The organism is Achromobacter sp. AONIH1 (assembly GCF_002902905.1).
Taxonomy (GTDB): domain Bacteria; phylum Pseudomonadota; class Gammaproteobacteria; order Burkholderiales; family Burkholderiaceae_B; genus Achromobacter.
On sequence record NZ_CP026124.1, the window covers coordinates 5,798,818 to 5,824,853 of the forward strand.

Consider the following 26,036-nt stretch of genomic DNA (forward strand, 5'->3'; position numbering starts at 1 on the left):
CTCCCCGCCGCGCCGCTCCCACACTGGGGTAACGGCCCGAAAATATCAGGAAAGCGCCAAGCCAAACGCGCCATTTTAAATGACTCAAGAAAATTTCATCGGCGAACCGTCCCGGGACGGTAAATCGCCCTCTTCCGAAGGGGTCTGCGCGCCCCCCGAAACCGGCTCGCCGGCGGTGTTTTCCCGCGTCCGTTTCATCATGGTGAACCCCAGCCACCCCGGCAATGTCGGCTCGGCCGCCCGGGCGATCAAGACCATGGGGTTCTCGGAACTGGTGCTGGTGGCGCCCCATGTCGAGGACGTGACCCGGCACCCCGAGGCCGTGGCCCTGTCCAGCGGCGCCGCCGACGTGCTGGAGAACGCCCGCGTCTACGCCACGCTGGAAGAGGCGCTGGCCCCGGTGACGCTGGCCTTCGCGCTGACGGCGCGGGTGCGCGACCTGGCCCCCCCGCCCTGCGACATCCGCCAGGCGGCCGAGCTGGCCTGCGCGCACCTGGGACAGGCGGCCGAGGGCGTGGCGGCCATCGTGCTGGGCACCGAGAAGTCCGGGCTCACCAACGCCCAGATCGCGCTGTGCCACCGCATCTGCCACATCCCGGCCAATCCCGAGTACAGCTCGCTGAACGTGGCCCAGGCGCTGCAGCTGGCCGCCTGGGAACTGCGCTACGCGCTGCTGATCGACCAGGGCGCGGCCCTGCTGCCCGTCTCGACCGCGCAGGAACCCTCGCGCGGCGCGGAGCCGGCCTCCAGCGAAGCGGTGCAGGCCTTCCTGGCCCATTGGGAATCGGCGCTGGTCGAGGTGCGTTTCCTGGACCCCGCCCACCCCAAGAAGCTGATGCCGCGCATGCGACACCTGTTTTCCCGGGCCGGCCTCACGCGCGACGAGGTCGACATGATGCGCGGCGTCTGCACCGCCATGCTGACGGACTACCGGAACAGCAGGAAAAAATAGGCAAAAAAAGGGACGGAAATTCCGTCCCCTGTCCGTCCAGGCCCCGCCATCCGGCGACGGGCCCGGGCGATTCGCCGGGGCCGGCCACGCCGGCCCGCGGCGCTCAGTCCACCTTGGCGCCCGAGGCCTTGACCACCGGGGCCCAGCCTTCCACTTCCGACTTGATGAACTGGCCGAACTCGGCAGGCGTGGTCTTCACGCCCACGGCGCCCAGCTGCTCGAAGCTGCGCTGCACCTCGGGCTTGTCCAGTGCCTTCACCATGGCGGCGTTGAGCTTGTTGATGACCTCGGGCGGCGTGCCGGCCGGGGCGATCAGGCCGAACCAGGACGACACGTCGAAATTGGCGAAGCCAGCTTCCTTCATGGTCGGCACGTCCGGCGCGCTCTTGGAGCGCTCGGTGGTCGTCACCGCCAGCGCGCGCAGCTTGCCCGACTGCACGTGCGGCCATGCCGAGGGCATGTTGTCGAACATGAACTGCACCTGGCCGCCGATCAGGTCGGTGATGGCCGGCGCGCTGCCCTTGTAGGGCACGTGCAGCACGTCGATGCCGGTCTGCATCTTGAACAGCTCGCCCGCCATGTGGATCGAGGTGCCGCTGCCCGACGAGGCAAAGGCCAGCTTGCCGGGATTCTTCTTGGCGTAGTCGACCAGTTCCTGCACGGTCTTTACCGGCACCTGCGGATTGACCACCAGGATGTTGGGCACCTTGGCGCCCAGCGCCACCGGCGCGAAATCGCGGGTCAGGTCGAAGTTGACGTTCTTGTACAGCGTCTGGTTAATCGCGCTGGTCACGGCCACGAACAGCAGCGTGTAGCCGTCCGGCGCCGCGCGTTGCACCTGATCGGTGGCGATGTTGCTGCCCGCGCCCGGCTTGTTCTCGACCACGAAGGACTGGCCCAGGCTCTCGGTCAGTTCCTTGGCCATGATGCGGGCGATCACGTCGGTGGTTCCGCCGGCGGAAAAGCCGACCACGATGCGGACAGGCTTGTCCGGATAGGCCGCCAGGGCGACGCCGCTGGCGAACACACCCGCGGCGGCGGTCAGTAGGGTGGCGGCAAGGCGCCGCAGACCGGGCTTGTGACCTGGAATCATGATGTCTCCGTGCAGGTACTGTCCATCAAGTGGACGATTTGAATTCTTGAATAGGGAATTCTCGGCTATACACGGCCGGCGCATCAAGGTAGAGTCCACGCAACGGACAATGGTTTTCCCTTGCCCGGCGTTTGCCAGTTGGTGATAATCCCCAAAGTTTTCAGAGAGTTGCATGCAAGACAGCGATGCCGCGGCCGCAGGCCCACGCACATTGCGGCGCGGATTGGCCGTCCTGGCCGCCCTGCGGGATCAGGGCCCTGACGGCCTGAGCGTGACCGATATCGCCCGCCTGACGGGCATCCAGCGCCCCACCATCTACCGCCTGCTGGCGGCCCTGCTAGACGCCGGCCTGGTGCTGCCCGTGACGGGCACCAAGAAGTACCGCGCCCAGCTCGCGGTGGACCCCGATACCCGCTCCCGCGACCCGCGCGTGCGCCAGCTGCTGCCGGTGCTGCGACGGCTGGCCGACCGCACCGGCGACGCGGTGTTCCTGGTGGTGCGCGACGAGGACGATTCCATCAGCCTGCACCGCGAGATCGGCAGCTACCCCGTGCAGATCCTCGCCACCTACGCCGGCAAGCGCCAGCCGCTGGGCGTGGGATCGGGCGGCATGGCGCTCCTGGCCGCCCTGCCCGACGAGGTCGCGCGCGGCATCGTCGAGCGCAATTCCGGCCGGCTCGACGAGTACGGCGGCATGACGCCGCAGGAAATGTACCGATTGATCGAGAACACCCGCGCGCGCGGCTATTCGGTGGTGGGCAACCACGCCGTGCGCGGCGCGCTGGGCGTGGGCTGCGCGCTGCTGGACGCGCATGGCGCGCCGCTGCTGGCCGTCAGCGTCACCGCGATCATCGACCGCATGCCGGCGCAGCGCCAGCGCGAGATCGCCGGCTGGATCAAGACCGAGCTGGCAAGGCTGGCGGCGCAGGCCTAGCCGGCGCGGCCCGTTCGATGGCGCCACGGCGCCCTCGAACGCGGTCCGTCGAACACTCGGCCTGGAACCCGATCTTGCCCCGGCAAGCGCGCTAGAACAGCTCATCCAGCATCTCGAAGAATTCCCGCTTGGCCGGCTCGTCCGGCTCGCCCAACGCATCCAGGAAGGCGGCGGCCTCAGGCAGCGATACTTCCTCGCGCAGGTTGCGATGGATGAAGGCCACGTCCATCCAGCGATCCGCCAGTCCGGCCCGGCCCATGTCGATGAAATGCAGCTGTTCGCGCGCGTCCACGAACACATTGCTGTCGCCCAGGTCGCCGTGCGAGAACACCGGGTCCTCGCTCGGCAGCGTCGCCCGCAGCCGCTCCAGCAGGTCCTCGGGCGTGGACAGGTCCGGCCAGGGTTCCAGGTCGTAGTTCCTGTCGCACAGGTCATTGGCCAGCAGGTATTCCAGCTCGCGCAGGCGAAAGGCCGCGCCCGCCTGGAACGGACAATCCGCCGCCGGCACCGCGCGCAGCTGGCGCAGCGCCTCGGCGAACAGTCCGCGCACCGGCCGCCCGGCGTCCACGCGCGCGGTCAGCGGTTCGCCGGGCACGGCGCGGGTGATCATGTAGGCGCCGCCGCCGTTGGCGCCGGCCTGCACCACTTCGGGCACATTGAGCCGGCCCGACAGCCATTGCAGCACCTGCGCCTCGCGCACCACGCTATAGGTCGTGGGCGCCAGGACGGCGGATGAGATCTTGAGGAAGTACCGGTCGTTGCCGCGCGTGAAGCGGTAGACGTCACAAGGCGATTCGCCGACCTCGTCGGGCGACAGCCGGGCGTCGCCGATGAAGCGCGTGGCCGCCAGCGGCAGGGTGAAGGACATGCTCGAGCACATGCGAACCTCCCGGCCGCTGCCGGTTTTGCTGCGTATTGCGGAGAATCAGGCGGCGCCGGACTTGGCGGACTGCGCCGGGTTCTGGATTTCGCGCACGGGAATCGGCGCCTGGAAGCCGGCGGCCTCCAGCTTGCTCCGGATCTGCTGGTACAGGCCCCAGCGCAGATCCCAGTACTTCGAAGCCTCGGCCCAGGCGCGCACGTTGACGATAACGCCGTTCTCACGATACTCGCTGACCTTCACCAGCGGCTCGGGATCCTTGAGCGCGAACTCGTTGGCCGCCACGATTTCCTTGAGCTTGGCCAGCGCCAGTTCCAGGTCGTCGCCATAGCGCACCGGCACCGGGATATCCAGGCGGCGGGTCTTGTTGCGGCTGTAGTTGGTGATGGTGGCGTTCCAGACCACGCTGTTGGGCAGCGTGATGTGGATGCCGTCGACCTGCACCAGGCGCGTCAGGAACAGGCCGACTTCCTCGACCGTGCCCTCGGCGCCGGTGCTCAGGCCGACGAACTCGCCGGTGCGCACCGGACGCAGGATCAGCAGCATGATGCCCGCCGCGATGTTCTGCAGCGTGCCCTGCAAGGCCAGGCCCACGGCCAGGCCGGCGGCGCCGAGCACGGCGATCAGGCTGGCCGTCTGCACCCCGAAGCGCGCCAGCACGGCGATCAGCGTGAAGATGCGCACCGTCCAGACCACGGTGCTGTAGAACATGGGAACGATCGTCGGATCGATCTTGCTGGAACGGGTCGCCATGCGCCGGACCCAGCGGCCCAGCAAGGCCGATACCCACCAGCCGACGACGAGGATGACCAGGGCGATGAGCAGATTCGTGCCCAGGTCCATGAGCTTGGGCGCCCATGCATTGACGGATTTCAAGGCTTCTTCCACGGTATCTCCTGCAAAGTGTGTAACGGTCGCCAACCCGGGCGAGCGGCGCGGCGGCGAAAAATGCGACCGAAAACTTTATCAGAAGACCATGGCGCCCAAGGCGCGGGCGCGGGCTTCCTGTGTCAAGCTTTGTAAGGATACCGGGGAGCCGCCACGTCCGGCACGCGCCGGAAATGATTGTCCCAGGACAGGTCCGATGAAGCCGGCAACACCGGCCGTTCCTGCCCGCCCGCATCCGCGCGCAGCATGGCGCCCAGGCCGCTGCTGACCAGGAAGCCGCCGGCGCTGGCCGGCGCCACGCCGCAGCCGTCCGCCACGGCGGTCGCGCCCAGGCTGCGTCCGCTGGCCGCGTCCCAGTACATGATCTGCCCGCCCACGGGGCTGGACGTGGCCACCACCGCGCCGGCCGCGTCCACCGCGACCGAGCCGATGTAGTTGCGCATCTGGCGCAAGGCATCCCCGGGGCCGGGGAACAGTTCCGGCGCCTGGCCGCGCCGATGGCGGCCGACCAGCGCGGGCCGGTCGCCCGCCGGACCCATGTACTGGCAGCCGAACCACACCGCGCCGTCGGCCGCGACGGCCAGGTGCCGGATCGACAGCCGGTGCAGCGCGGGATCCAACTCCACCCGCTCCAGCAGCTTGCCGCTGGCCGCGTCCAGATAGGCCAGGGACGGGCGCATGGTGTCCAGATTCAGCTCCAGCTTGCCGTAGTCCGGATGCGTCAGGATGCCTCCATTGGCCACGCACAGCGTCTTGCCGTCGGGCAGCAGCAGCACCTCGTGCGGCCCGATGCCGCCGCAATCGAATTCGCCGACGCGCCGGTAGGCGCCGCCGGCCGAGGCGTCGTAGATGCCGAGCACACCGCGTCCGCCATCGAAGTCATTTTCGGTGGCGGCCAGCAGCCGGCCGTCGTCGAAGAACGCGCCATGGCCGAAGAAATGCCGGTCCTGCGGCAGGTCCAGTTCAACGGGGCCGGCCGCGCCATCCAGGCCGAAGCCCAGCGCGAAGAAGCCCGGCTGGCGGCCGAAGACCACGGCGCGCCCGCCGGCCGCGTCAATGGCGAAGCTGTGGCCACGCGCCGGCATCGGCACGACGCGCAGGTCGCGGCCCGATTCGTCCAGCAGCGCGGTCTCGTCGCGGCCGCCGCGCTTGCGCGCGCTCAGGTAGCGGGCCCCGCCGGTCCGCGCGGCCTCGGCGGCCCTTTCTGCTTCGGCGGCCAGGGCCGCGACAGGTATATGGCCCAGCCCCAGCGCGGCCCCCAGCGCCAGGAAGCGGCGACGGTCAATCGCCATCGAGCGCGTTGAAGCCGATGGTCACGCCCAGCGCGGGCGCCAGGTCCTGGTCGACCACCGCCTTGGCGTTCTTCAAGGTCAACCCGGCCAGCGTCCATTGGCGGCGCGTCTCGCCGTCGCTGGCCACGTCCTGGTAGGGCGCCGCCGCGTCGCGCAGGGTCTGCGCGGCGCGCGACAATTCGCCACGCACGGCCTCGTCGATCCAGCTCCCGCCCTGCGGCAGCGGATAGGCGCCTGCGCGGTGGAAGGCCAGCATGGCGTCCAGGCTGGACGCCAGCGTGCGGGAGGACAGATTGCTGCGCCAATAGGCGGCGCGCTTGGGCCGGGCGGCCTCGGGCGCGTCGCCCAGCACGGGCAGGATCTTCACGTCGCGCGCGAACTGCAGGCCGGTGGACAGCGCCTTGACGGCCTCGGCCGCCACTTCCTGCGAATTGCGGTACAGGTCATTGGCGGGCCTGGGCGCGGCGAACTGGCGGCCGAAATCGCCTTCGGCGCTCCAGGCCTGCGCCAATTCGCGCGAGATGCCGGACACGTTGGCGGACACCGCCCGGGCATAGCCGCAGGCATAGGCGAAGTCCGCGCCGTCGGCGCGCTTGAGCAGCGCCGGCTCGCCGTACAGCACGTATTCCAGCGCCGGCAGGCCCTGCAGCGCCACGCTGCGCCCGGCCATCGCGCCGGGCTTGATCAGCTCGGGATCCTGCGCGGCGATGGCGGCCTGCACCTGCCTGGGCATGACGCCGCGCGTATCGGGCCAGAAGGCCAGCCGCTCATAGCGGTTGGCCTGGACCAGCGGACCGAAGCGCAGGAACTCGATGCCGGACCAGGCCAGGGCCAGCCCGGTGTGCGCGTCGTTCACGCGCGTGGCGCCGGCGGCGTCGGGCCGCGCGCACCAGGCGCCCAGCGCGGCGTCCATCTGTTCGGAGGCCTGCGCCATCCTGGCCATCGCGGGTCGGGCGTAGTCGCGCGCCAGGCGCTCGCCCAGGTCGGCGGGCAGCCCGGCCGCGATCGCGACCGGCGCCAGCGAGCAGAGCGTGGCGGCGCACAGGGCCCGCGCGAAGGATCGGGGCAATGCCCGAGGCACCGTCCGGAACGTCGCCCCCGTCAACGACGCAAGCAGGGGCCGGGACGGCACGGAGCCGGCGCGGCGGCCGGCGGTGAATGGAGGCATCACAGGGACTCCAGGAAGCGGATCAGGTCGGCGCGCTCTTCGGGCGTCATCGCCACCACGCGGTCGCGCGCCGGCTTGGCCGCGCCGCCATGCCACAACACGGCTTCCAGCAGCGTGCGCGCACGGCCGTCGTGCAGCCAGGTCGCGCCGGGATTGACGGTCTTGGTCAGGCCGATGCCCCACAGCGGCGGCGTGCGCCATTCGCGGCCGTTGGCCAGGCCGTCGCTGACGCCGTCGGCCAGGTCATCGCCCATGTCGTGCACCAGCATGTCGGTGTACGGCCAGATCAGTTGGAAACGGTGCTCGGCCTGCCTGGCATTGCGGCTGGTGACGTACTTGGGCACGTGGCAGGCCACGCAATTGGCCTCGTAGAACAGCTTCTTGCCCGCCAGCACGCGCGCTTCGCCGGCGTCGCGCCGCTGCGGCACGGCCAGGTTGGTGGAGTAGACGGTGACGAAGTCCATCAGCTTGGCCGGCACCTCTTCGGGACCGAAGCGCGGCTGCGCGCCGTGCGGCATGTCCAGGCAGCGCTGCTGGCCGCGCGTGCAGTCGCCCCAATGGCTGGGGAACATCGGCGTGGACAGGCCCATGTCGTTGGAGAAGGCGGCGGCGCTTTGCTGTTCAACGGTGGGCTGGCCGGCCTTCAGGTTGAAACGGCCCAGCACGGTCTTGCCGCTACGCGCGTCGGTCACCCAGTTGGCCTTGCCGACGATGCCGTCGCGCTTGTCGGCGCCCACATTGGCCAGGATGTCAGCCTCATGGATGGATTCGAGCAGGCCCAGCCCGATCATGGGCGGCGCCAGGCGGGGCGAGATCTGCGTGTCGGCGCGCATCGGGCCGTAGCCCAGGTTCTCGATGCGGTAGGCGGGCTTCATCAGCGTGGCGGTCTCGCCGCCATTGAGCGGCACGACCATCGGCGTGTAATCGATCTCCATGCGCCCTTCGGCCGGCAGGCCGGCCACGGCGAAGTTCTGCAGCTGCACGCCATAGATGGGCTCGGGCAGCGAGGCGATCTCGTCCGGCCCCAGCTTCGAATGGCCGCGATCCGGCCCGGCGGGGATGGCCAGGCGCAGCAGCAGCGCCACGGCGTCGGGCCGTTCCAGCGGATCGAAGCCCGGCACCGAGCCGCGCCCATCCTTGGTATGACAGGCCTGGCAGGAGCGCGCGTTGAACAGCGGCCCCAGGCCATCGGAGGCCTGGGTGGACGACGGCGCCGACACCCAGTCCTTGCGAAACAGGCCATTGCCGACCTGGAACTCCTGGCGGCGCTCGAAATCCATGTTGGCCGAGGGCTGCGAGAAAATGTCGGCGTTGATCATCTTGCCGGTGGTGGCCGCGCCGGCCTGCATGGTCTCGAAGGTCTCGGCCTTGGAGAAATCGCGGGCGGGCGCGGTGATGGCGGTGACGCGCTTCAGATCCCCGGGCGTGAGGTCGTCGCGCACCGGCGGTTGCGCGGCGGCGCCGGCATGGACCGACGCCGCCAGTATGGCTGCCAGGACGCGCTTCACTTGAATACGGCGTCGGGCTTGTCCAGGCTGTCGGAGCCTTCGATGGCGATCTTGCCCAGGTCCAGCAGCGCGATCACGCGTTCCAGGCTGCGGGTCTGGTCGATCAGGCGGTCGATGGCGGCCTGCACCACCGCGTTGCCTTCCTTGTTGCCGTCCGCGATCATCTGGTCGTAGGTCTCGACCGTCTCGGCGCGCGTCTTCATGGCCTGCATGGCGGCCACGGTGGCATCGAGCTTGGCGCGCACCTCGGCGTCGAGCTTGGGGTCCCTGGCCTTGACCAGTTCCGACAGGCTGGCGCCGGACACGGTCTTGCCGTCGATGCGCTTGTACTCGCCCAGGTAGACGTTGCGGATGCCGATCTGGTTGTAGAAGTGCGAGTTGTGGGTGTTGTCCGAGAAGCAGTCATGCTCTTCCTCGGGATCGTGCAGCATCAGGCCAAGCTTCATGCGCTCGCCGGCCAGTTCGCCGTAGGACAGGCTGCCCAGGCCCGTCAGCATGGCCACCAGGCCCGCCTTGGGATCTTCCTCGACGGCCTTGCGCGCGGCGCCGCCCTGCTTCCAGTGGCCCGCCATTTCTTCCAGGTCGGTCACCAGCAGCTCGGTCACGGCCTTCAGGAAGTCCACGCGGCGCTCGCAGTGGCCGCCGGTGCATTGCTTGATGTCGAAGTCGGTGTGCGGACGGTTGCCCGAGTGGCGTTCCTGCGGCGTGCCCTGGCGGCCGGCCGGCGCCGGACCGGTGCCGTTCAGGTCCTGGCCCCACAGCAGGAATTCGATCGCGTGGTAGCCGGTGGCCACGTTGGCCTCGTTGCCGTCGGCTTCGTGCAGTACCTCGGACAGCAGCTTGGGCGTGATCTTGCTGGCGTCGACGGTCTTGCCGCCGACCGAGATCTTGGAATTGGCGATGACGTTGACGGCGTAATAGGCGTTGTCGTCCTTCTCGGTGCCGTAGGACGCGTCGACGTAATCGATCAGGCCTTCGTCCAGCGGCCAGGCGTTGACCCGGCCTTCCCAGTCATCGACGATGGCATTGCCGAAGCGGTAGGCCTCGGTCTGCTGGTACGGCACGCGCGCCTCCAGCCAGGCCTGGCGCGCCGCCTTCAGCGTGTCCGGGCTGGGCTGGGCGACCAGCGCATCCACCGCCTTGCGCAAGTTCCTGGCCGAGGCCAGCGCGTCCTCGTAGCCGGCCTGGGCCAGATCCGAGTAATTGGCGACCACGGCCTTGGGTTGCACCGTGGCCAGTGCCGTGCCGCCGTATACGGCGGCGGCCAGCGCCACCCCCAAAAGCAACTTGCGCATACGAATTCTCCCGTGACTCCGGCGGCCCGCCCCCACGGCGAGCCAGCCTGGACTCTATTTTGCGGATGAGAGTGTAAACAATTTTCGTTTGTCGTTCAGCATAGGGTCAGCTAGCTGACATTTATCCGAACAGATGCTGTGCGTTTCCCGTTGGCGACGGGGTACGCTCTGAAAAGGTGTGCGCCGCACTCGGGGTTGCCCGGCGGCGGGGACCTTCAACGCAAAAGAAGAACGCCGTGCCTATCCGCAATGATCCGTCCAGGCCACACGAGGCCAGGCTCATCAACGAGCCCATCACCACGCCACGGAATATCGTCGAGTTGCTGGCCCAATGGCGCCAGGACGAACCGCTGGGACCGGAAGATCAATTCCCCAAGACGACCGACCTGCCGTTGCAGCCGGAGTTCGCCCCTTTCAGCTCCAACTGGTGCATGGCGCACCGCCTCGGTTCGCGCTCGGCACCGATGTAACGCATGTCGGACGCGAACCGCCGCAGCAAGCTGACTCCATCAAGCCGGCCGCAGCCAGCGTCGCAACAGCCGCGTGGCCAGCGGAATGCAGGCGTACACCATCACCGGCGTCAGCGCGACGCTGGTCAGCAGCGCGCGCCAGAACGTCGGCAAGGCCGCCAGCCGTTCGCCCAGCAGCGCCGAGAACATCAGCAGCAGCGGGAAGTAGGCCAGCCAGATGCTGACCGCCTGCTTCCAGCGCGGCGGCGCGCTTGGCCCCTGGCCGAACCAGCCGTCCATGCCGCGGGCGCGGCGCACCTCGCTGCCGCGCACCAGCGCCGCGCCGCGCTCCAGCCACATGCGGCGCGGCAGCGAGCGTTCCCAGCGATCCAGGCTGGCCTCGTCGTCGAAGCGCAGCACGATCTGGTACTGGTCGCCACCCGCCGGCGGCTGCAGCACGCCGGAACCCAGGAAACCGGGAAAGCCCGCCGCCAGGATCTCGCCCTGCCGCATCCAGGCCAGGAAATCGCCGTAGCGCTCGGGCTGGATGTGACGGGTGACGAGCAGGGTGACGGGGGCGGACAAGGCGGAACGCGGCATGAGGGACTCCTGAGCGGCTCGCGACAACTGGCAAGCCTGGCACCGGAACATCAAGCAAGCGGCGTGCCAGCCGGGTTGCGCGGCGGACGTAGCGGCCCGCATTGAGCCTGCGGGATTGCGCGTCTACACTGTCCCGACCCCCTCCCCCACTTGGAGCACGCGTCCCATGAGCAACTACAAGATCGCCGTTTTCGTCGGCAGCCTGCGCGCCGCCTCGATCAATCTGCGCCTGGCCCGCGCGCTGGAAAAACTGGTTCCGCCGGATTTCAAATTCGACTACGTGAATCTGGACGTGCCGCTCTTCAACCAGGACAACGAGAACAACCTGCCCCCGGGCGTGGCCAAGCTCAAGCAGCAGATCACCGAATCCCAGGGCGTGCTGTTCGTCTCGCCCGAGCACAATCGCTCGGTGCCCGCCGCCATCAAGAACGCCATCGACTGGGGCTCGCGTCCGTGGGGTCACAACTCCTGGGCCGGCAAGGCCGCCGGGGTGCTCGGCACCTCGCCCAGCGCCGCCGGCACCGCGCTCATGCAGCAGCACCTGCGCAACATCCTGGCCGCCGAAGGCGCCAGCACGCTGACCACGCCCGAGGTCTTCCTGCAGTACTCGGACGGCCTGGTGAACGATCAGTACGAGATCACCAACGAAGGCACGCGCAAGTTCCTGCAAGGCTGGATCGACCGCTACGTCGACTGGATCCGCAAGTTCAACGCCTGATCGCCGCCATGACCGGACGCGGCTCGTTCCCGCGTCCGGCGTCCTCCCGATCCGGGCATGCGCCCGCCGGCGCACCCGTGGCTGTGGGCTTATCCCCGCCAACTGTGGAGAAGCTTGAGGACAGCCTTGGGGCAGCATGGAAAAACCCTGCTGCGCCAAGCACTTGCAAGGGCCGATCAAAAACTGCGCAATCGCTCCAAAACACCCTACGCAGCCCTGTTATCCACTGTTTTGCCGGCATGCGGACAGCTCGACGCGGCATTCATCCCCACGCTGCGCAATTGTCCCCGCCTTCTGTGGAAAAGCATGAGGACAGCATGAGGGCAGATGCGAAATCCCCTTTGCAATCAAAGCGCTGCAGCCGCTGCTCAAGAAACGCCCAATCCCCGGATATCCCCGCCCTGGTTGTCCCCGCCAAATGTGGACAAGGCTGAGGACAGCTTGCGGGCAGCCTGCAAATCCTCTTTCGCGTCAATGACTTGGAACTCGTGGGCAATAAACGAGCAGCCCCCGCCCATCCACCTGTCGCGGGCGCGGGTCGGCGCCATCGTCCACAAGGCATGCCCGTTTGTCCCCACCGAATGTGGACAAGCCTCTTAACAGTCCAGTGACAAGCTGAAAATCGTCTTTGGGGGCAAGGACTTGCGATCGCTGGTCAAAGAATGACCTGTCCGCGACCCGGCAACGGGGCGGATTGCGGCCCGGGCGGCGTCTTGCGGCGGTCCGAGGCCGGGTCCGAGCCCTGCTGCCCGGCGTGGTTCCAGACCGCCAGGCGCGGCGCCGCTATTCGTTGCCTTCCAGGCGCATGCCGATCTTCAGCCCGACCTGCCAGTGCGCCACCTTGCCGTCCTTGATGTGGCCACGCACTTCTGTGACCTCGAACCAGTCCAGATGGCGCAAGGTTTCGGAGGCCCGCTCGATCGCCTGCTTGATGGCGTCGTCGGTGGACTTGGTGGAGGAACCCACCAGCTCGATCTGCTTGTAGACGTGGTTGGACATCGCGTGTCTCCTGTGGAAGGAATCAGTCACGAACTGTCGGCCGGCGACGAATCCGGCGCTTACGACCGGCAATCCATTCGAACACACAGGATACGCCAGCCAACCTAGACTGGGGGTGCGCGGTTTCGTCGCGCCAGCAGGAAGCCATCCGGCGAAGCCGCTTTCGCAACGCAAGCACGGAGGGAATCATGCCCGAACGCAAAACCCTGGAACGCGCCGCGCGCGACAAACGCCAAGGCAAGTCGGCATCCACGCAAGCCGGCGAATTCATACGCGAGGAAATCGAGCATGTGCGCGCCGGCAAGCACGGCGTGCGCTCGACCAAGCAGGCAGTGGCCATCGGCCTGTCAAAGGCGCGCCGCGCCGGCGTCAAGCTGCCCGCGCCCAAGCATGCCAGCGCGGCAGTCAAGCGCAAGGCCGAACAGGACCTGAAGGCAGCTGGCGACGGCCAAGCGAAATCGCGCAGCCGGGCGCGCGCAGCCGCCGGCGCGCTGAAGAAAGAAAGCGCCCGCCCCGCATCGCCCCAGGCGCTCTCGCGCCAGGCCAGCGCGGCCGCCAGCCAGCGCAGCGCCGCCGACCGTTCCGCCGCCGCGCGCAAAGCCGCCCGAACCAAAGGCGCGGCCGGCCGGAGCGCCGCTGCCAAGAAGGCCGCGCGCACCCGCGCCGCCAACCGCCAGGCGCGCCACGCGGCCGCCTGAAGCCTGATGCCTGGGAGTGCGCCGTCCGACGCGCCTCGAGCCTGATGCGCGCCGTCCGGCGGACCGCGCTCAGCCCGCCTCGAACGCGGCGAAGCGCTCCTGCAGGCAGGCGCGCAGGCGCTTGACCGCCGGCGACAGCAGCATGCGGTGCACGCACAGCAGGTAAAGCGGCGAAGGCTCGCCCAGATGGTCGCCGAACAGCTGCACCAGCCGCCCGGCGCGCAGGTCTTCCAGCACGTCGTAGCGCGATTTATAGGCCACGCCGCAACCGGCCAGCGCCCAGCGGCGCACCAGTTCGCCGTCGTCGCTGACGCGGTCGCCCTTTACCGGCACGGTCTGGGACACGCCGTCGCGCTCGAAGGTCCAGCGGTCGTGCAGCGACTCGCCCAGCACGAAGGACAGGCAGTTGTGGCGGCGCAGGTCGGCGGGCGCCTGCGGCGTGCCGTGACGCGCCAGATAGGCCGGCGACGCGCACACCACGCGGCGGTTGGATTCGGACAAGGGCAGCGCCACCAGGCTGGAGTCGGCGGGCGTGCCGTAGCGCACCGCGAGGTCCACCGGCTGGCGGAACAGGTCGGCCAGCCGGTCGCTGATGCGCACCTGGAAGCCGACGCGGGGATGGCGGCGCTGAAATTCGTCCAGCCAGGGCAACAGCACGTTGCGCCCCAGGTCCGAGGGCACCGAGATCGACAGCGTGCCGCTGATGGCGGTCTTGTCGCGCGCCAGCGCGTTGCGGCCGGCGTCCAGCGTGGCGATGGCCGAGCGGGCGTACTCCAGGTAGCGCTCGCCGTCCGCCGTCAGCCGCAGGCTGCGCGTGGAGCGGACGAACAGCCGGGTCTCCAGCGTCAGCTCCAGCCGTTTCAGGGCGGCGCTGGCGACCGCCGGCGTCAGGTCCAGCTCGCGCGCGGCGGCCGAGAAGCTGCCGTGGTCGGCCGCGGACACGAAGATCCTCAGGTCTTCGAAGCGGACCATGATGTCCTCATTTTCAAAAAATTATTGAAACTGGTTCCGATGCTAGCCGGTTTTTCACATGCCCGCGCCGGGCAATGATGGCCACACCCCGACTCATCAGCGACGGGCGGCGGACAAGCCCGCCACCGTCGCGGCAAACCCGACACCCCCAGGAACCCTCATATGAAAATCGAACTGAACGGCAAGAAGGCGCTCGTCACCGGCTCATCCGGCGGCATCGGACAGGCCATCGCCCAAGGGCTGGCCGAGGCCGGCGCCGAGGTGGTGCTGCACGGCCGCGACGCCGGCAAGCTGGCGCGCGCCGCGCAGGAGATCGCCGCGCGCGTGCCCGGCGCGCGCCTGGGCACCGTGCAGGCAGACCTGGCCACCGCCGACGGCGCCGCCTCGATCTGCGCCGCGCATCCGGACGTGGACATCCTGGTGAACAACGCCGGCTACTTCGCGCCCAAGTCCTTCACCGAAATCACCGACGACGACTGGCAGTACATGCTGGACGTCAACGTCATGAGCGGCGTGCGCCTGTCGCGCTACTACCTGCCGCGCCTGCTGGCGGCCAACTGGGGGCGCATCGTCTTCCTGTCCAGCGAATCGGCGCTGCAGATTCCCGCGGAAATGATCCACTACGGCGTCAGCAAGACGGCGCTGCTCGGCGTATCGCGCGGATTGGCCGAACTGACAGCCGGCACCGGCGTGACCGTCAACGCCGTGCTGCCCGGTCCGACGCGCTCGGAAGGCGTGGCGTCCTTCTTCGCCGAGCTGGCGCAAGCGCAGGGCGTGCCGCAGGCGCAGATGGAGCGCGACTTCATCGCCCAGAACCGCCCCAGCTCGCTGCTGCGCCGGCTGGCCACGGTGGAGGAAGTGGCCAACATGGTGGTGTACGCCTGCTCGACCCAGGCCTCGGCCACCAACGGCGCGGCGCTGCGCGTGGACGGCGGCGTGGTCCGCTCGATCGCCTGAACCCGCCCACCCATCATCCGGAATCCTGACATGAAAGCCATCGCCTATTTCGAGAACCTGCCCGCCGATCATCCCGAGGCGCTGCGCGACATCACGCTGCCCGAGCCCGTGCCGGACGAGCGCGACCTGCTGGTCGAGGTGCGCGCCATCTCCGTGAACCCCGTGGACGTGAAGATCCGCGCCAACCGCAAGCCCCGGGACGGCCAGCCCGAGGTCATCGGCTGGGACGCGGCCGGCGTGGTGCGCGCCGTGGGATCGCGCGTCAGCCTGTTCAAGCCCGGCGACCGCGTCTGGTACGCCGGCGCGCTGGACCGCCCCGGCGCCAACAGCGAGCTGCACGCGGTCGATGAGCGCATCGTCGGCCGCATGCCGGACAGCCTGGACTATGCCCAGGCCGCCGCGCTGCCGCTGACCACCATCACCGCCTGGGAACTGCTGTTCGACCGGCTGCGCGTGCTGGACAACGCCTTGCCCAGCCAGCAGAGCCTGCTGGTGGTGGGCGCGGCCGGCGGCGTGGGTTCCATCCTGGTCCAGCTGGCCCGCCAGCTGACCGGCCTAACCGTGATCGGCACCGCCTCGCGCCCGCAAACCCAGGCCTGGGTGCGCGAGCTGGGCGCGCATCACGTCATCGATCACGGCCAGCCGCTGGCCGAGGAACTGCGGCGCATCGGCATCGACGAAGTGAGCCACATCGCCAGCCTGACCCACAGCGACCAGCATTTCGCGCAGATCGCCGAAGCCATCGCGCCGCAGGGCCGGATCGCGCTGATCGACGACCCGGCCGCCCTCGACGTGCGCCTGCTCAAGCGCAAGTCGGCCTCGCTGCACTGGGAATTCATGTTCGCGCGGCCGCTGCACCAGACGCCCGACATGATCGCTCAGCATGAACTGCTGAATCAGGCCGCGCGCCTGATCGACCAGGGCCGGTTGCGGACCACGCTGGGCGAACACTACGGCACGATCAACGCCGCCAACCTGCGGCGCGCGCACGCCTTCATCGAAAGCGGCCGCGCCCAGGGCAAGGTGGTGCTGGAAGGCTTCTGACAGCCAGGGACGGTCGCCGGGGCGGCCGCCAGCGGGCTTCTTGCGACGGGCAACTCGTATTACAACGCGGAAACGGTTAAAACCGCGTTTGCGCGATGCCCGATGGCAGCCGCGCACCGTCCGGAGAACTCCCCTGCTCGCCCACATGCTCGACCAGGCCCTGGAACCCAGCCTCTGGGCCATGGTCGCCTTGACTCTACTGTTGCTTCGTTTCGTCCCGCTGCAAGGCTGGCTGGCCGTGCTGGTGGCCGGCACCACGTCCGGCCTGATCCTGGACACCATCCAGTTCCGGGTCGGTCCGCCGCGCCTGTGGGATGCGCTGGTCTGCGCCTCGGTGCTGGCCGCGCTGCTGGTCGCCGCCCTGCTCGAGGCCCTGTACGCGCTGTTCAGGCGCTACCGTGGCGGCAAGCTCCCGCGCTGAACGGCACGAACAGACAGCACACTAGCCGCGCGCGTCGCGCCGGGCGCGCGCCTGGGGATCGTTGATCTCGGCTTCCAGCTCGGCGATCAGCCACGAGAACCAGCCATTTTCGCTGCGGGCATAGACCACTGCCGCCGGCGTCTTGCCGGCGCGCCAGTCCGGCTGGTGCGCGTCCATCCAGGCCGACAGGCTCTTGTGCGGCGCGAGCAGGCCGGACAGCCAGGACCAGGCGTAGTCCGCCACGCTGCGGCGGTATCCCTTGGCGCAGGCGTAGAGGGTGGGCTCCAGCGGCAGGCTGCCCGAACGCGCGAGCCGCTCCTGCACCCGGCGCAAGATTTCCGCCGTTGCCTGCAATTGTTCGGTGCTGAGCTTTTTCACTTGGAGACTCCCTGGCTTGATGTCGGCGGATTATCGCCTGATCGCGCCGGGCTTTCCAAGCTGGAAATCCATGCGCAGCGAGGCGCTGTAGCGCTCGCCCGGCGCCAATACCCGCATGCCGGTGCGCGCGTCGCCCGCCGCCGCCAGGTTGAAGGCGTCGGCCACGTTGCTGACCGGTTCCACGCACAGGAAATCGGCGCCGGGCGCGGTGTACACCACCAGATGCGCAAAGGCCGGATCGGCCCGCAGGGCCAGCTCGCGCCCGTCGTCCCAATGCAGCGTGGCGCGCCCTTCCCATTGCGACAGATAGGTATCGCAGCCCTCGGCCGACTGGCGCAGCTCACGCACATGCGTGACCTTGCTGCCCGTGGGCAGGCCGCGCTCATCGGCCGGCCACAGCCGGCGCGCATGCAGCGCCACGCGCCGCGCGGTGAAGTACGGATGGATGCCGAAGCCGAAGGGCATGGGGGTATCGCCGCCATTGCGCATGATCAGTGTCAGGCTCAGGCCACCGGCATCCAGCCGATAGCGCTGCACGCACTCGAACGGCCAGGCCCAGCCCATCATCCCGGCCGGCGCGTCCAGCACCAGGTCGACCGAGTCGGCCTCCAGCGCCCGCACCTGCCACGGCAGGTACAGGCCGCTGCCGTGGATGGCCTCGGACCGCCCCGCCAGCGAGCGCAGCCGATGGCGGGCGCCGTCGAAGGTGAAGACGCCGTCGCGGATGCGGTTGGAATACGGCGCCAGCGGATACGAGCCGGCGCGCGGCCATTTGGCCGCCGGCCAGTCCGTCTCGGCCAGCGGCACGATCCAGTCCAGCCCGTCCGTGGACAAGCCGGTCAGGCGTCCGCCCGCTGCGGGCGCGAATTCGGCCGTGTGGCCGGCGCTGGCGATGCGCACGCGCTCGCTGGCATCCAGTTGGGTGTCGTCGTTGGGGAAATCCGGCATGAAAGGCTCCGGCGGCGGGTCTGTGCCGCCCAGGCAGTGATTGTGCCCAGGGCGAGCGACGGGGATCAAGTCCGGCGCGAAACCGTCTCTTTGTCCTATTGCCCGGCCCGATACAATCATGGGCATGAATTCCGCAACGCAGACCACCGCCGCCGACGCCCTCGCGGGCCACACCCCCATGATGCATAGGTGACTTCCATAGGAAGATTTTGAAGAAAAAACAAAAGCTACGCCAAAAACCACTCTCAACTTTGGCTAAGCGCCTGGACTTTTTGTTGTACTAGCTTACAATTAACCTCCACCAACATACGATAATTTGAACGGAGGAATTGGCGAGTGGTGCTATACGGTACTCATGGAACGTCAATGACTCGAGCAGAAGCGATCATGCGAGAAGGTCGCTTCCGCAGTTCGAATGAAGGCCAAGTTGGTCCTGGCGCTTACTTTTGGGCTTACGAGGAAGATCCTTTTCTCGCCCATGAGTATGGGGTGCAATGGTGGATGTTCGCCAGTCATCACGGGATGTACGCTGACGACGAAGACAAGTCCTGTGCAGTCCTCGGAGTGGATGTTGAGAAGCCCGAGGAAGAATTCTTAGATCTCACTGAGGAAAGCACCCAAAACCAACTTGCGCGGTGGGCCGCACAACACGGCTGCGCCGACAAGGACCAGATGGCACAGATTTCTCGTGACTTTATTGATACGATAGAAAGACAGGCAGGGATTAAATTTGCGGTGATCAAGGCGAGCATTCCTAGGCCACCAAAATTTAAGAAGCGGCAATCTCGGCCAATGGACTATTTCGGAGCAATGCCGCATTGCTACGTCGTTCGACACGAGCGACACGATTTAGTGACAAATATTAGACTTTTGCCTAGTGAACGGAAGGAATCAACATGACTCCTAAGACCAGAGACGCCATTGCTGCTGCAATCGCCGAAATTTCAGCACTTACGACTGAAGAATTTCGTGCGCGCATCAATTCTTTCTCTGAAGATCCTCTGACGCTGGGACTACAGACTCTTTCTCGATTTGCCGACTCTTTGGATAGAGTGACACATCTGCGTTTCTCTATGGAAAATTCGGACAGTTTCCAAGATTGGCAAGCTGACTTTTCCTACGAAACTTTGATAGACGAATGCCTTAAGTGGCAAACGAAAGCTGCCAACGACGATCGGTATCTACTCGCAGCATGAACCAGGAAAAGCATGAGCTGCATCCGATGCAGTTGATCTCGCTTGCAGTCAAACGACTGCATGCCGAAGTCCACGACCCCGACGAAGCAAAAGTCTGGGATAAGGAAGTCAATTTCTCGTTCCAGAGTGGCCACAATGCTTTCGACAAAGAAAGCAGTTCCATCTCCGTTGGCGTCCGCGCCAGTGTTGGAAGGGACTGCGACGGCGAAACGGCGGATAGCGAGGTCCCATTTTTGCTCGAGGTCGAGGTAGTTGGTTTGTTCACCATCGACACCCAGAGGTTCGAAGAGCGGATGATAGATGCATGGGCGCGGGGCAACGCTCCCTTCCTGCTACTCCCATATGTGCGCGAGCACCTTTATGGCTTGGCCTCTCGCCTCGGAATCCGAGAACTGCTAGTGCCCTTGTTTGTACAACCGCAGTTCCGCCCTTTCAGCGACTCCAACACGAGTAGGTAAGCTTGGTTCCTTACTCTTCTAGCGGCCCCCAAGGGGGCCGCTTCCATTTGTGGCGGAGGGAGCGAGCGGCTGAATAGCGCTCCGCCTTCGCTGAGGTCTCAGATAACAGAGGCAATGGCATCCAAGACGCGATTTGTTCGTGAAATTCTGCATCTATACTGGTCGCTCCCCTGGTCAGGAGCGCATCATGTGCGGTCGCATCGTCCAGAAGTCCGGGCCGCTTGATTACGTCGAGCGCATCTTTCCCAACCCTCGCCGCGTCTTCGATGACCCGGCCGGCCCCCGCTACAACATCCCACCAGGCACGCGCCCAATGGCAATGCACCGGCTCGCGAGCGACTTCGAACTGGAGCGGCTGCCCTGGGGCTGGCGCCCGCACAACTCCAAGTACCTCATGTCAAACGCGAGGCTGGACAAGATCCTCGCCAACGCCTGGCCGTGGAAGCTGCTCACGGCCCGTGGCCGTATCCTGGTGCCGGCAGATGGCTGGTATGAATGGAAGCCCCTGGTGGATAGGCCGAAGCTGACCTGCTCCCTGTGGTTAGTACGAAATCGATGTAGAGTCCGTTCACAAAGGAACGGCAATGAAGAAACGATTTACGGAAGAACAGATCATCGGGGTGCTGAAGGAGGCCGAGGCAGGGGCCAAGGTTGCCGAACTGTGCCGCAAGCACGGGATCTCGGAGGCCACTTACTACAACTGGAAGGCGAAGTTCGGCGGTATGACCGTTTCGGACGCCCAGCGACTGAAGGAGCTGGAGCAAGAGAACAACAAGCTCAAGAAGCTGTTGGCTGAATCGATGCTGGACAAGGCTGCGCTTCAGGACCTTTTGAGCCGAAAGTAACAAGCCCGCAGGCCAAACGCGAAGCGGTCAGAACGTTGATGACCGAGCGCGGCATGGGTATCACCCGGGCCTGCGGGCTGGTAGGCATTTCCCGGTCGCTGTTCGCTTATGAAAGTAAGCGTACGGGCGACGTGGCATTGACCGAGCGCATGAAGGAGATGGCAGCGCTCAAGCGACGCTACGGCTATCGGCGCATCCATATTCTGCTTCGCCGTGAAGGCTGGCAGACGAATCACAAGCGGGTCTGGCGGCTTTACAGCCAAGCCGGCTTGAGCGTTCGTAAGCGTCGCCGCAAGCGCATCGCTCCCGCAGAACGGGTAGTTCGTCCCGTTGCGACGGCGCCGAATCAGAGCTGGTCGATGGACTTCGTGTCCGACGGTCTGGCCTATGGCCGCAGGTTCCGGTGCTTGAACATCGTCGATGACTACACGCGCGAGTGTCTTGCCATCGAGGTCGATACATCACTGCCGGGATTGCGGGTGGCGCAGGTGCTGCAACGGCTTGCGGAACTGCGTGGGTTGCCCAAATCCATCACCACCGTGGACAACGGCCCGGAGTTTGCTGGCAGAGCCTTGGATGCTTGGGCCTATCAGGTCGGCGTGAAGCTGTCGTTCATCAGACCAGGCAAGCCCGTGGAGAATGCATACATCGAGAGCTTCAACGGAAAATTCCGCGATGAATGCCTGAATGAGCATTGGTTCATGTCGCTGCGCCAAGCCAAATCCTTGATCGAAGACTGGCGCGTCGAGTACAACACCGAACGCCCGCATAGCGCGCTGGGATACTTAACGCCGGAGCAGTTTGCTCAGGCGCACCGGCAACAACGGTTTTTAACTCTGGACTCTATGTCGGTGCCGTACTAAGTCTGGGGGCAGGTCAGGACATGGCCGCGCTGCCTGCCGATACCCGTCGGCAGATACGGCAAGAACGCGCCAAGCCCATCGCCGAGACCTTGCATCGTTGGCTGATTGCGCAGCGACAACGCGTGCCCGAGGGCTCGGGCACGGCACGCGCCATCGACTACAGCATCAAGCGTTGGGAGGCACTGACACGCTACCTTGACGACGGCGACGCACCGATCGACAACAACTGGGTCGAGAACCAGATCCGGCCCTGGGCGATCGGACGGTCGAACTGGCTGTTCGCGGGATCGCTGCGCGGCGGGCAGCGGGCGGCCGCCATCATGAGCCTGATCCAGTCGGCGCGACTGAACGGGCACGATCCGTATGCCTATCTGAAGGACGTGCTCACGCGGCTGCCGACGCAGAAGAACCATCAGATCGCTGAGCTGCTGCCGCATCGGTGGCAGCCCCCAGCATAGGCTGCACCGTCAAGGGTGTGTTCGGCGGGCGCTTACACAAGACAGGCAGTTCACTTGACGGGTTTGACCCCTCCCCGGCGTCCCAACCCAAAGGCGACGCGGTAAACATCGGGCATTTGAATACGTCGATCCTCTAATCGATTCATCATCCCAAGATTCTCGAGATCTATCGTGACGCCGGACATGCCATCGTCCAAATGCTGCGGGGGCAATTTTGCAGCCTTTCCCTGCCTCCTAATACTGGCTTCAAGTTTGTCCAGAGTCTTCTCTTGCCGCCAAATAGTCTCTATCTCTTTGAAAAGACACGGCACCGTAAGCCTGCCGCTCAACGGCTGCATGATCAACTTCACCCAAGGATAGTCCTCAGTGATTTCCGTAACTCGAATGCTTGACGCCTCTTGCACGCCGCGCTGAATACCTCTATAGCCAATAGGCAACTCATCCTCGTCCTCGGCTTCTTCAGCGGCGGTCCGAAGTGCCGCCAGGAAACTACGAGGGCTTACCTGATCTTTGCCGTCCTGCAAGTGGTTCACGAGCCATGTATACGGCTTCCCGCGCTTGGTACTCGAACCCATAGCCTTTCCAGCTAAGCGCTCGAATAAAGCTTCTTGTAGGTCTTCATCTACACGCAGCGCACTTGGAAGGACCCACGGCCGCTGCGGATCTCGCGCCACCTTTGTACCCAGACATTTCACGACCAGACCTCGAAACTCTTTGCCACCGCGGCGAGCGTTGCCGAGGCACTGATATAGCAGTGCGTACAAGTCTGCGCGCTGCCAACGGAGAGATGTTTTTGAAGCGTTCAATTTCGAGAAATCTGGAAAGCTTACTATCTCGTCATCTTCCAACATATCAGGCCGCACATAGACCTTACATCTAATATTACGCGTGCTGCGCATATCCAGCGCCACTTGGAGCAAACCTTTAGCAAGAGGCCTGATGTGTGCCCAACTGTCGGCCAATCGGTCCAGCGCATCGAACAGGACGAGCAGCTTAGAAGATGCCTTATCCAAACGCCGATCTACCGCATCCAACTCGAGCGCATATTTTTCTGTGTTGGTTTGGACCCACCTCACTCGGTCCCCCCACGTTTTAAGTGCAGAAAACTCCTTGGAAAAACCGGCATGCTTTGCAACAACAGCGCGCCAAATTGAGCGAGGGCGGAATTGTCCTACCAAGTCAATTAATTGCTCCGCGTCGGGATACTCCAATGTCCGTGAACCCGTACCAAAGCCGTGGGAAACTACGACCTTTGTGGGTAATCTCGCATCAGGGAACCCCTCTTGAATAAAGGCTCTATGCGGTTGCGATGCAAGACTTGACCACCAGAATGATTTCCCTGCTCCGCGCATACCTTCAACGAGTGTCGCGTCTATATCAAGAGCGCGAGCGTGTGTAGGCGGGACATAAGTGAATCCTGCAGGTTGCTGGCCCGTAGGTTGTGCTTGGTCCAAACTCGTGGCAGCTTCAATAAAAGCCTGACGGATAGCGTCACTTTCATTACTCATTCCGAGCTCTCTTCCACACGCTCTTGAACAAATTTGATCAACGCACCAAATGTAGCCTCGATGCGTGCGGGCTTCACTCCACCATTTTCTTGCCTCAGCATTGGATCAAACTCCTGAAATTGCTCGTCCCAATCAATCAGAATAGGCGCATGAGGAGCAGATTCATCGGATTCCCCAGGATGATAGAACGCCTCGGAAGCCACAGCCTGAAGCCCGTCTGGATCGCTAGGAATTTCGTCGTATAGAGTCTCAGCGAATAATTCGTAGGCTCGTCGTTTAAATCTCTCCACCCTAGCTTCCCTTTGCGATTGAGGCGTTAGAGCACGCACGATAGCAAGTCGATCGCGCACTCGCTTTGCAATGTCGGGCCGACGCTGCCAGTGCGAAAACAGTTGCTTATAACCGGACCAAGACTGAGCGCCATCCGAAGCGAAAAGCAGAGCGGTGTCGGCGATACCTGTTATGGCGACCGCCGCCAGATCGTGGAGTCCTGCACGACTATCAATCAATACAACGTCCGGTTTCTCCTGGACCTCAAGTTCCATCAGCAGTTGCGTTAGACGTTGCCCCATCTTTTTGGGGCCATCTGCGCTCGGAACATCAGCGTAGGCACGAGCCAACTTGGACAAATAGTCTGTCTCACCATGCCCGATAGCGGCTGCGACTCGAATCTCTTTATACGTGGACTCGCTTAGCGGGCTCGTTGCCACCATTCGAGTGAGCACGTCGTCGCCGCCTTGACCTACGGCATCTTCAATAAGCCAATCGACCACACCGAACTCCGCCAGCCTGTCCGGCGGCAACACCAAGCTCGACAAGCCGGGAGACTCGAGATCAAGGTCAACAAGCAGAACCTTTTTCCCCTCTTTCGCTAGGCTCCAAGCCGTCATACAAAGAGCAGTGGACCTCCCAACCCCGCCTTTAAGCCCAAAAAAGACTATGCGATGAGGGCGGCGATCACTCTCCGGTTGAGAGTTCGGTCTCAGCCAGTCCTGACCTGTGACTTGCCTATCTAGTAGCAGGATCGATGCATCTTCCCTCGGATTGCCATCCTCATCTTCGCCGAGCCGAACCAAAGTTAGGTGCCAATCAGGGTCACCAAATACCTTCTCGGGAAAGGAGAAACTATCATGCGTCAGGACTTCGCGGCTCGTAGCATAATTTCCAAGGCCTAGTTGTGCATTCGACAAAGCTTCCAATGCTGCTCTCGGGTACGCGTCAGCTCGACAGTCCAACGCAAATCGTAGACGCCCGAACACGTCCCGCATTAAGCGAGGCTTGGGTGCTGACGGCAAATCCAACCCTTCTAGTGCAATTACCGCCTTGCGCAAAGCGTCATTAAATCGAATAACCGTCATATCAAAACCCCATCCCCTTTGGCTACATCCACCATTAAGAGAATCTCCTCAGCAGCGATCTTCCAAGCCTCTACTGAGGGCAAAGGCAACGCCTCTTCTCGCCAATATCGATGGTCAATTTTCCAATCCATTAGTTTTTCCAAATGCGCCAAACTGGTCAAATACTGATTCCCTTTGGACGGCTCCGGAATAAGATGACCTTCAGCCACAATACGATCTGCTAATGCCGGAACATGCTGTCGAAACCGGTGCCCGTATGGTATTTCACCATTTTGGTCGGCGGACACTCCGCAGGCGATCAATAAAGCCTTCAATCCACACTCAGCAACAAAACCATATAGCTGACCGGCATTTGCAGCGCGACTATTGGAAAGAAGTGAATTAGCGTCTTCTAGATGCCTGCGCGCCGCATCAGCATAATGGACATGAGGAGTTTGAGATTCAGGGAGAGATTCCGACATTTCCGTCACAGAAAATTCGCCATTCATGACATTATTTCAAAAACGCGGCACCGACTGCGGCTAGGAGCCGTTCCGATCGTTTCAACCGATCCCTCTGATAAAAACACTTCGCCCACCGAATTCAACGGGCACCACCGCATGACACAGCCCCACCGCTGCCGAGAACTCGCAGCAAGCCGCTTGAGGCTGCGCACCTTGCTGGCTAGACCTTAGCATCCGATCATGGGCGGCATCCTATCACCCCCCAGCTTAGCAAGCGATGAGGTAGCGGAAAAATGGAGCGGCACGAGTACCAACAGGGGACTGGCGCCAGCCTTATGCTTCCCACAGGACGAATCACTCAATAGACGCAGAAGCTACGAGAGTCGCAGTTGTTCGCGACTATAGACACGGAACGTCATCTTCTTGGCGCCCACGCGAAAGCTTAGCTCATGCATGAAGTTCAGCTCCCGCTCGCTGAGAGTTGCTATATTAGTCCTCTACACAATCCGACATGATCAATATCCTAATACGCGTTCTGGAAGCGCTTATCGACATTGCCAACTTTGGCCGCGGCGTTAGCAAGTAGCACCGCAAGCCCTCCCCGCACGCCGGGGCGGCCACGGAGCGGGCCGGCGCCCCTTCGTCACCGGCGCAAAAAGTGACTTTCATCCTGGAAGTGAACTGATCGGGCCTTCCGGCCTGCTCTCCGAAGC

27 protein-coding genes and 2 pseudogenes are annotated in these 26,036 nt (G+C 64.8%); 14 read left to right on the forward strand and 15 right to left on the reverse strand.

What is annotated here, in order from left to right:
• Window positions 1-199: 199 nt before the first annotated feature.
• Window positions 200-952 carry an RNA methyltransferase gene (locus C2U31_RS26420; RefSeq protein ID WP_233772935.1) on the forward strand — a complete coding sequence of 251 codons (753 nt, stop codon included), beginning with the start codon at window positions 200-202 and terminating at the stop codon, window positions 950-952.
• A gap of 103 nt (window positions 953-1,055) precedes the next feature.
• Here the strand turns inward: C2U31_RS26420 and C2U31_RS26425 are convergent, their stop codons facing one another.
• Window positions 1,056-2,045 (reverse strand): tripartite tricarboxylate transporter substrate binding protein, encoded by a 990-nt coding sequence (locus tag C2U31_RS26425; RefSeq protein ID WP_103275513.1) that lies wholly within the window; start codon window positions 2,043-2,045, stop codon window positions 1,056-1,058.
• 172 nt (window positions 2,046-2,217) lie between these two features.
• Here C2U31_RS26425 and C2U31_RS26430 point away from each other — a divergent pair, with 172 nt between their 5' ends.
• Window positions 2,218-2,979: an IclR family transcriptional regulator gene (locus C2U31_RS26430; RefSeq protein ID WP_103275514.1), complete on the forward strand. Its 762-nt coding sequence runs from the start codon at window positions 2,218-2,220 to the stop codon at window positions 2,977-2,979.
• 91 nt (window positions 2,980-3,070) lie between these two features.
• Here C2U31_RS26430 and C2U31_RS26435 read toward each other — a convergent pair whose 3' ends face one another.
• The 6 genes from C2U31_RS26435 to C2U31_RS26460 all read right to left on the reverse strand — a co-directional run bounded on the left by C2U31_RS26435 (window position 3,071) and on the right by C2U31_RS26460 (window position 10,010).
• A complete protein-coding gene (locus tag C2U31_RS26435) occupies window positions 3,071-3,847 on the reverse strand; it encodes an APH(3') family aminoglycoside O-phosphotransferase (protein WP_103276591.1) in 777 nt (258 codons plus the stop codon).
• 57 nt (window positions 3,848-3,904) lie between these two features.
• Window positions 3,905-4,702 (reverse strand): mechanosensitive ion channel family protein, encoded by a 798-nt coding sequence (locus C2U31_RS26440; RefSeq protein WP_369869799.1) that lies wholly within the window; start codon window positions 4,700-4,702, stop codon window positions 3,905-3,907.
• Between the two features lie 167 nt (window positions 4,703-4,869).
• The gene (locus C2U31_RS26445) at window positions 4,870-6,039 is read right to left on the reverse strand and encodes a DUF1513 domain-containing protein (protein ID WP_103275516.1); all 1,170 of its coding nucleotides are present in this window, start codon (window positions 6,037-6,039) and stop codon (window positions 4,870-4,872) included.
• Window positions 6,029-7,033 carry an imelysin family protein gene (locus tag C2U31_RS26450; RefSeq protein ID WP_369869800.1) on the reverse strand — a complete coding sequence of 335 codons (1,005 nt, stop codon included), beginning with the start codon at window positions 7,031-7,033 and terminating at the stop codon, window positions 6,029-6,031. The genes C2U31_RS26445 and C2U31_RS26450 overlap by 11 nt, the downstream gene beginning before the upstream one ends.
• A 173-nt stretch (window positions 7,034-7,206) precedes the next feature.
• A complete protein-coding gene (locus tag C2U31_RS26455) occupies window positions 7,207-8,715 on the reverse strand; it encodes a di-heme oxidoredictase family protein (RefSeq protein WP_103275518.1) in 1,509 nt (502 codons plus the stop codon).
• Complete coding sequence (locus C2U31_RS26460) at window positions 8,712-10,010, reverse strand: imelysin family protein (RefSeq protein ID WP_103275519.1); 1,299 nt, start codon at window positions 10,008-10,010, stop codon at window positions 8,712-8,714. Before C2U31_RS26460 ends, C2U31_RS26455 begins: the two co-directional genes overlap by 4 nt.
• A 236-nt stretch (window positions 10,011-10,246) precedes the next feature.
• Between C2U31_RS26460 and C2U31_RS26465 the strand changes: the two genes are divergently transcribed.
• Window positions 10,247-10,480: a hypothetical protein gene (locus C2U31_RS26465; RefSeq protein ID WP_199770899.1), complete on the forward strand. Its 234-nt coding sequence runs from the start codon at window positions 10,247-10,249 to the stop codon at window positions 10,478-10,480.
• A gap of 39 nt (window positions 10,481-10,519) precedes the next feature.
• Here C2U31_RS26465 and C2U31_RS26470 read toward each other — a convergent pair whose 3' ends face one another.
• Window positions 10,520-11,059 (reverse strand): antibiotic biosynthesis monooxygenase, encoded by a 540-nt coding sequence (locus tag C2U31_RS26470; protein ID WP_103275520.1) that lies wholly within the window; start codon window positions 11,057-11,059, stop codon window positions 10,520-10,522.
• A gap of 166 nt (window positions 11,060-11,225) precedes the next feature.
• Here C2U31_RS26470 and C2U31_RS26475 point away from each other — a divergent pair, with 166 nt between their 5' ends.
• On the forward strand, window positions 11,226-11,777 hold the full coding sequence (locus C2U31_RS26475) for an NADPH-dependent FMN reductase (RefSeq protein ID WP_103275521.1): 552 nt from the start codon (window positions 11,226-11,228) through the stop codon (window positions 11,775-11,777).
• A gap of 783 nt (window positions 11,778-12,560) precedes the next feature.
• Here C2U31_RS26475 and C2U31_RS26485 read toward each other — a convergent pair.
• Window positions 12,561-12,776, reverse strand: coding sequence for a dodecin (locus C2U31_RS26485; RefSeq protein WP_103275523.1), 216 nt, complete (start codon window positions 12,774-12,776; stop codon window positions 12,561-12,563).
• Between the two features lie 188 nt (window positions 12,777-12,964).
• Between C2U31_RS26485 and C2U31_RS26490 the strand changes: the two genes are divergently transcribed.
• Entirely contained in the window at window positions 12,965-13,474 is a 510-nt protein-coding gene (locus C2U31_RS26490) for a DUF6496 domain-containing protein (RefSeq protein ID WP_103275524.1), read from the forward strand.
• Window positions 13,475-13,543: 69 nt separating this feature from the next.
• Here the strand turns inward: C2U31_RS26490 and C2U31_RS26495 are convergent, their stop codons facing one another.
• Window positions 13,544-14,446 carry a LysR family transcriptional regulator gene (locus C2U31_RS26495; protein WP_103275525.1) on the reverse strand — a complete coding sequence of 301 codons (903 nt, stop codon included), beginning with the start codon at window positions 14,444-14,446 and terminating at the stop codon, window positions 13,544-13,546.
• 162 nt (window positions 14,447-14,608) lie between these two features.
• On the opposite strand from C2U31_RS26495, the gene C2U31_RS26500 reads away from it, so the two are divergent.
• From C2U31_RS26500 to C2U31_RS26510, 3 genes are all read left to right on the forward strand, one after another.
• Window positions 14,609-15,403, forward strand: coding sequence for an SDR family NAD(P)-dependent oxidoreductase (locus C2U31_RS26500; protein ID WP_103275526.1), 795 nt, complete (start codon window positions 14,609-14,611; stop codon window positions 15,401-15,403).
• A 30-nt stretch (window positions 15,404-15,433) separates the two neighbouring features.
• Complete coding sequence (locus C2U31_RS26505; RefSeq protein WP_103275527.1) at window positions 15,434-16,447, forward strand: zinc-binding alcohol dehydrogenase family protein; 1,014 nt, start codon at window positions 15,434-15,436, stop codon at window positions 16,445-16,447.
• Window positions 16,448-16,592: 145 nt separating this feature from the next.
• Window positions 16,593-16,868, forward strand: a complete 276-nt coding sequence (locus C2U31_RS26510) for a hypothetical protein (protein WP_233772512.1) — start codon at window positions 16,593-16,595, stop codon at window positions 16,866-16,868.
• A 21-nt stretch (window positions 16,869-16,889) separates the two neighbouring features.
• Here the strand turns inward: C2U31_RS26510 and C2U31_RS26515 are convergent, their stop codons facing one another.
• Window positions 16,890-17,246 (reverse strand): hypothetical protein, encoded by a 357-nt coding sequence (locus C2U31_RS26515; protein ID WP_103275528.1) that lies wholly within the window; start codon window positions 17,244-17,246, stop codon window positions 16,890-16,892.
• A 30-nt stretch (window positions 17,247-17,276) separates the two neighbouring features.
• The gene (locus tag C2U31_RS26520; protein ID WP_103275529.1) at window positions 17,277-18,194 is read right to left on the reverse strand and encodes an aldose 1-epimerase; all 918 of its coding nucleotides are present in this window, start codon (window positions 18,192-18,194) and stop codon (window positions 17,277-17,279) included.
• A 366-nt stretch (window positions 18,195-18,560) separates the two neighbouring features.
• Between C2U31_RS26520 and C2U31_RS30675 the strand changes: the two genes are divergently transcribed.
• The 6 genes and pseudogenes from C2U31_RS30675 to C2U31_RS26545 all read left to right on the forward strand — a co-directional run.
• Window positions 18,561-19,094: a hypothetical protein gene (locus C2U31_RS30675; protein WP_158658468.1), complete on the forward strand. Its 534-nt coding sequence runs from the start codon at window positions 18,561-18,563 to the stop codon at window positions 19,092-19,094.
• Window positions 19,091-19,390, forward strand: a complete 300-nt coding sequence (locus tag C2U31_RS30680) for a hypothetical protein (RefSeq protein WP_158658469.1) — start codon at window positions 19,091-19,093, stop codon at window positions 19,388-19,390. Before C2U31_RS30675 ends, C2U31_RS30680 begins: the two co-directional genes overlap by 4 nt.
• A complete protein-coding gene (locus C2U31_RS26525) occupies window positions 19,387-19,848 on the forward strand; it encodes a protein-export chaperone SecB (RefSeq protein ID WP_103275530.1) in 462 nt (153 codons plus the stop codon). Before C2U31_RS30680 ends, C2U31_RS26525 begins: the two co-directional genes overlap by 4 nt.
• 187 nt (window positions 19,849-20,035) lie before the next feature.
• Window positions 20,036-20,290: pseudogene (locus C2U31_RS26530) on the forward strand (SOS response-associated peptidase family protein); the annotation flags it as partial.
• A 142-nt stretch (window positions 20,291-20,432) separates the two neighbouring features.
• Window positions 20,433-21,556, forward strand: a protein-coding gene (locus C2U31_RS26540) for an IS3 family transposase (RefSeq protein WP_103275531.1) whose coding sequence is annotated in 2 segments (ribosomal slippage) — window positions 20,433-20,691 and window positions 20,691-21,556 — 1,125 coding nt in all. Because the reading frame shifts where the segments join, the coding sequence is not laid out codon by codon here.
• A gap of 38 nt (window positions 21,557-21,594) precedes the next feature.
• Window positions 21,595-22,014 (forward strand): annotated as a pseudogene (locus C2U31_RS26545) (transposase); the annotation flags it as partial.
• Window positions 22,015-22,064: 50 nt separating this feature from the next.
• Here C2U31_RS26545 and C2U31_RS30685 read toward each other — a convergent pair.
• The 3 genes from C2U31_RS30685 to C2U31_RS30690 all read right to left on the reverse strand — a co-directional run bounded on the left by C2U31_RS30685 (window position 22,065) and on the right by C2U31_RS30690 (window position 25,368).
• Complete coding sequence (locus C2U31_RS30685) at window positions 22,065-23,522, reverse strand: hypothetical protein (protein ID WP_158658470.1); 1,458 nt, start codon at window positions 23,520-23,522, stop codon at window positions 22,065-22,067.
• Window positions 23,519-24,721: a ParA family protein gene (locus tag C2U31_RS26555; RefSeq protein ID WP_158658471.1), complete on the reverse strand. Its 1,203-nt coding sequence runs from the start codon at window positions 24,719-24,721 to the stop codon at window positions 23,519-23,521. The genes C2U31_RS30685 and C2U31_RS26555 overlap by 4 nt, the downstream gene beginning before the upstream one ends.
• A 155-nt stretch (window positions 24,722-24,876) precedes the next feature.
• Window positions 24,877-25,368, reverse strand: coding sequence for a hypothetical protein (locus tag C2U31_RS30690; RefSeq protein WP_158658472.1), 492 nt, complete (start codon window positions 25,366-25,368; stop codon window positions 24,877-24,879).
• Between the last annotated feature and the right edge of the window lie 668 nt (window positions 25,369-26,036).

Bases quoted from the DNA above. Each gene is read 5' to 3' on its own strand.
- C2U31_RS26435 (WP_103276591.1), bottom strand. From the start codon at position 3,847: ATGTCCTTCACCCTGCCGCTGGCGGCCACGCGCTTCATCGGCGACGCC.
- C2U31_RS26505 (WP_103275527.1), top strand. From the start codon at position 15,434: ATGAAAGCCATCGCCTATTTCGAGAACCTGCCCGCCGATCATCCCGAG.
- C2U31_RS30690 (WP_158658472.1), bottom strand. From the start codon at position 25,368: ATGAATGGCGAATTTTCTGTGACGGAAATGTCGGAATCTCTCCCTGAA.
- C2U31_RS26520 (WP_103275529.1), bottom strand. From the start codon at position 18,194: ATGCCGGATTTCCCCAACGACGACACCCAACTGGATGCCAGCGAGCGC.
- C2U31_RS26510 (WP_233772512.1), top strand. From the start codon at position 16,593: ATGCTCGACCAGGCCCTGGAACCCAGCCTCTGGGCCATGGTCGCCTTG.
- C2U31_RS26490 (WP_103275524.1), top strand. From the start codon at position 12,965: ATGCCCGAACGCAAAACCCTGGAACGCGCCGCGCGCGACAAACGCCAA.
- C2U31_RS26495 (WP_103275525.1), bottom strand. From the start codon at position 14,446: ATGGTCCGCTTCGAAGACCTGAGGATCTTCGTGTCCGCGGCCGACCAC.
- C2U31_RS26525 (WP_103275530.1), top strand. From the start codon at position 19,387: ATGAACCAGGAAAAGCATGAGCTGCATCCGATGCAGTTGATCTCGCTT.
- C2U31_RS26475 (WP_103275521.1), top strand. From the start codon at position 11,226: ATGAGCAACTACAAGATCGCCGTTTTCGTCGGCAGCCTGCGCGCCGCC.
- C2U31_RS26500 (WP_103275526.1), top strand. From the start codon at position 14,609: ATGAAAATCGAACTGAACGGCAAGAAGGCGCTCGTCACCGGCTCATCC.
- C2U31_RS26420 (WP_233772935.1), top strand. From the start codon at position 200: ATGGTGAACCCCAGCCACCCCGGCAATGTCGGCTCGGCCGCCCGGGCG.
- C2U31_RS26440 (WP_369869799.1), bottom strand. From the start codon at position 4,702: ATGGACCTGGGCACGAATCTGCTCATCGCCCTGGTCATCCTCGTCGTC.
- C2U31_RS26430 (WP_103275514.1), top strand. From the start codon at position 2,218: ATGCAAGACAGCGATGCCGCGGCCGCAGGCCCACGCACATTGCGGCGC.
- C2U31_RS26460 (WP_103275519.1), bottom strand. From the start codon at position 10,010: ATGCGCAAGTTGCTTTTGGGGGTGGCGCTGGCCGCCGCCGTATACGGC.
- C2U31_RS30685 (WP_158658470.1), bottom strand. From the start codon at position 23,522: ATGAGTAATGAAAGTGACGCTATCCGTCAGGCTTTTATTGAAGCTGCC.
- C2U31_RS26470 (WP_103275520.1), bottom strand. From the start codon at position 11,059: ATGCCGCGTTCCGCCTTGTCCGCCCCCGTCACCCTGCTCGTCACCCGT.
- C2U31_RS30675 (WP_158658468.1), top strand. From the start codon at position 18,561: ATGACTCGAGCAGAAGCGATCATGCGAGAAGGTCGCTTCCGCAGTTCG.
- C2U31_RS26485 (WP_103275523.1), bottom strand. From the start codon at position 12,776: ATGTCCAACCACGTCTACAAGCAGATCGAGCTGGTGGGTTCCTCCACC.
- C2U31_RS30680 (WP_158658469.1), top strand. From the start codon at position 19,091: ATGACTCCTAAGACCAGAGACGCCATTGCTGCTGCAATCGCCGAAATT.
- C2U31_RS26445 (WP_103275516.1), bottom strand. From the start codon at position 6,039: ATGGCGATTGACCGTCGCCGCTTCCTGGCGCTGGGGGCCGCGCTGGGG.
- C2U31_RS26425 (WP_103275513.1), bottom strand. From the start codon at position 2,045: ATGATTCCAGGTCACAAGCCCGGTCTGCGGCGCCTTGCCGCCACCCTA.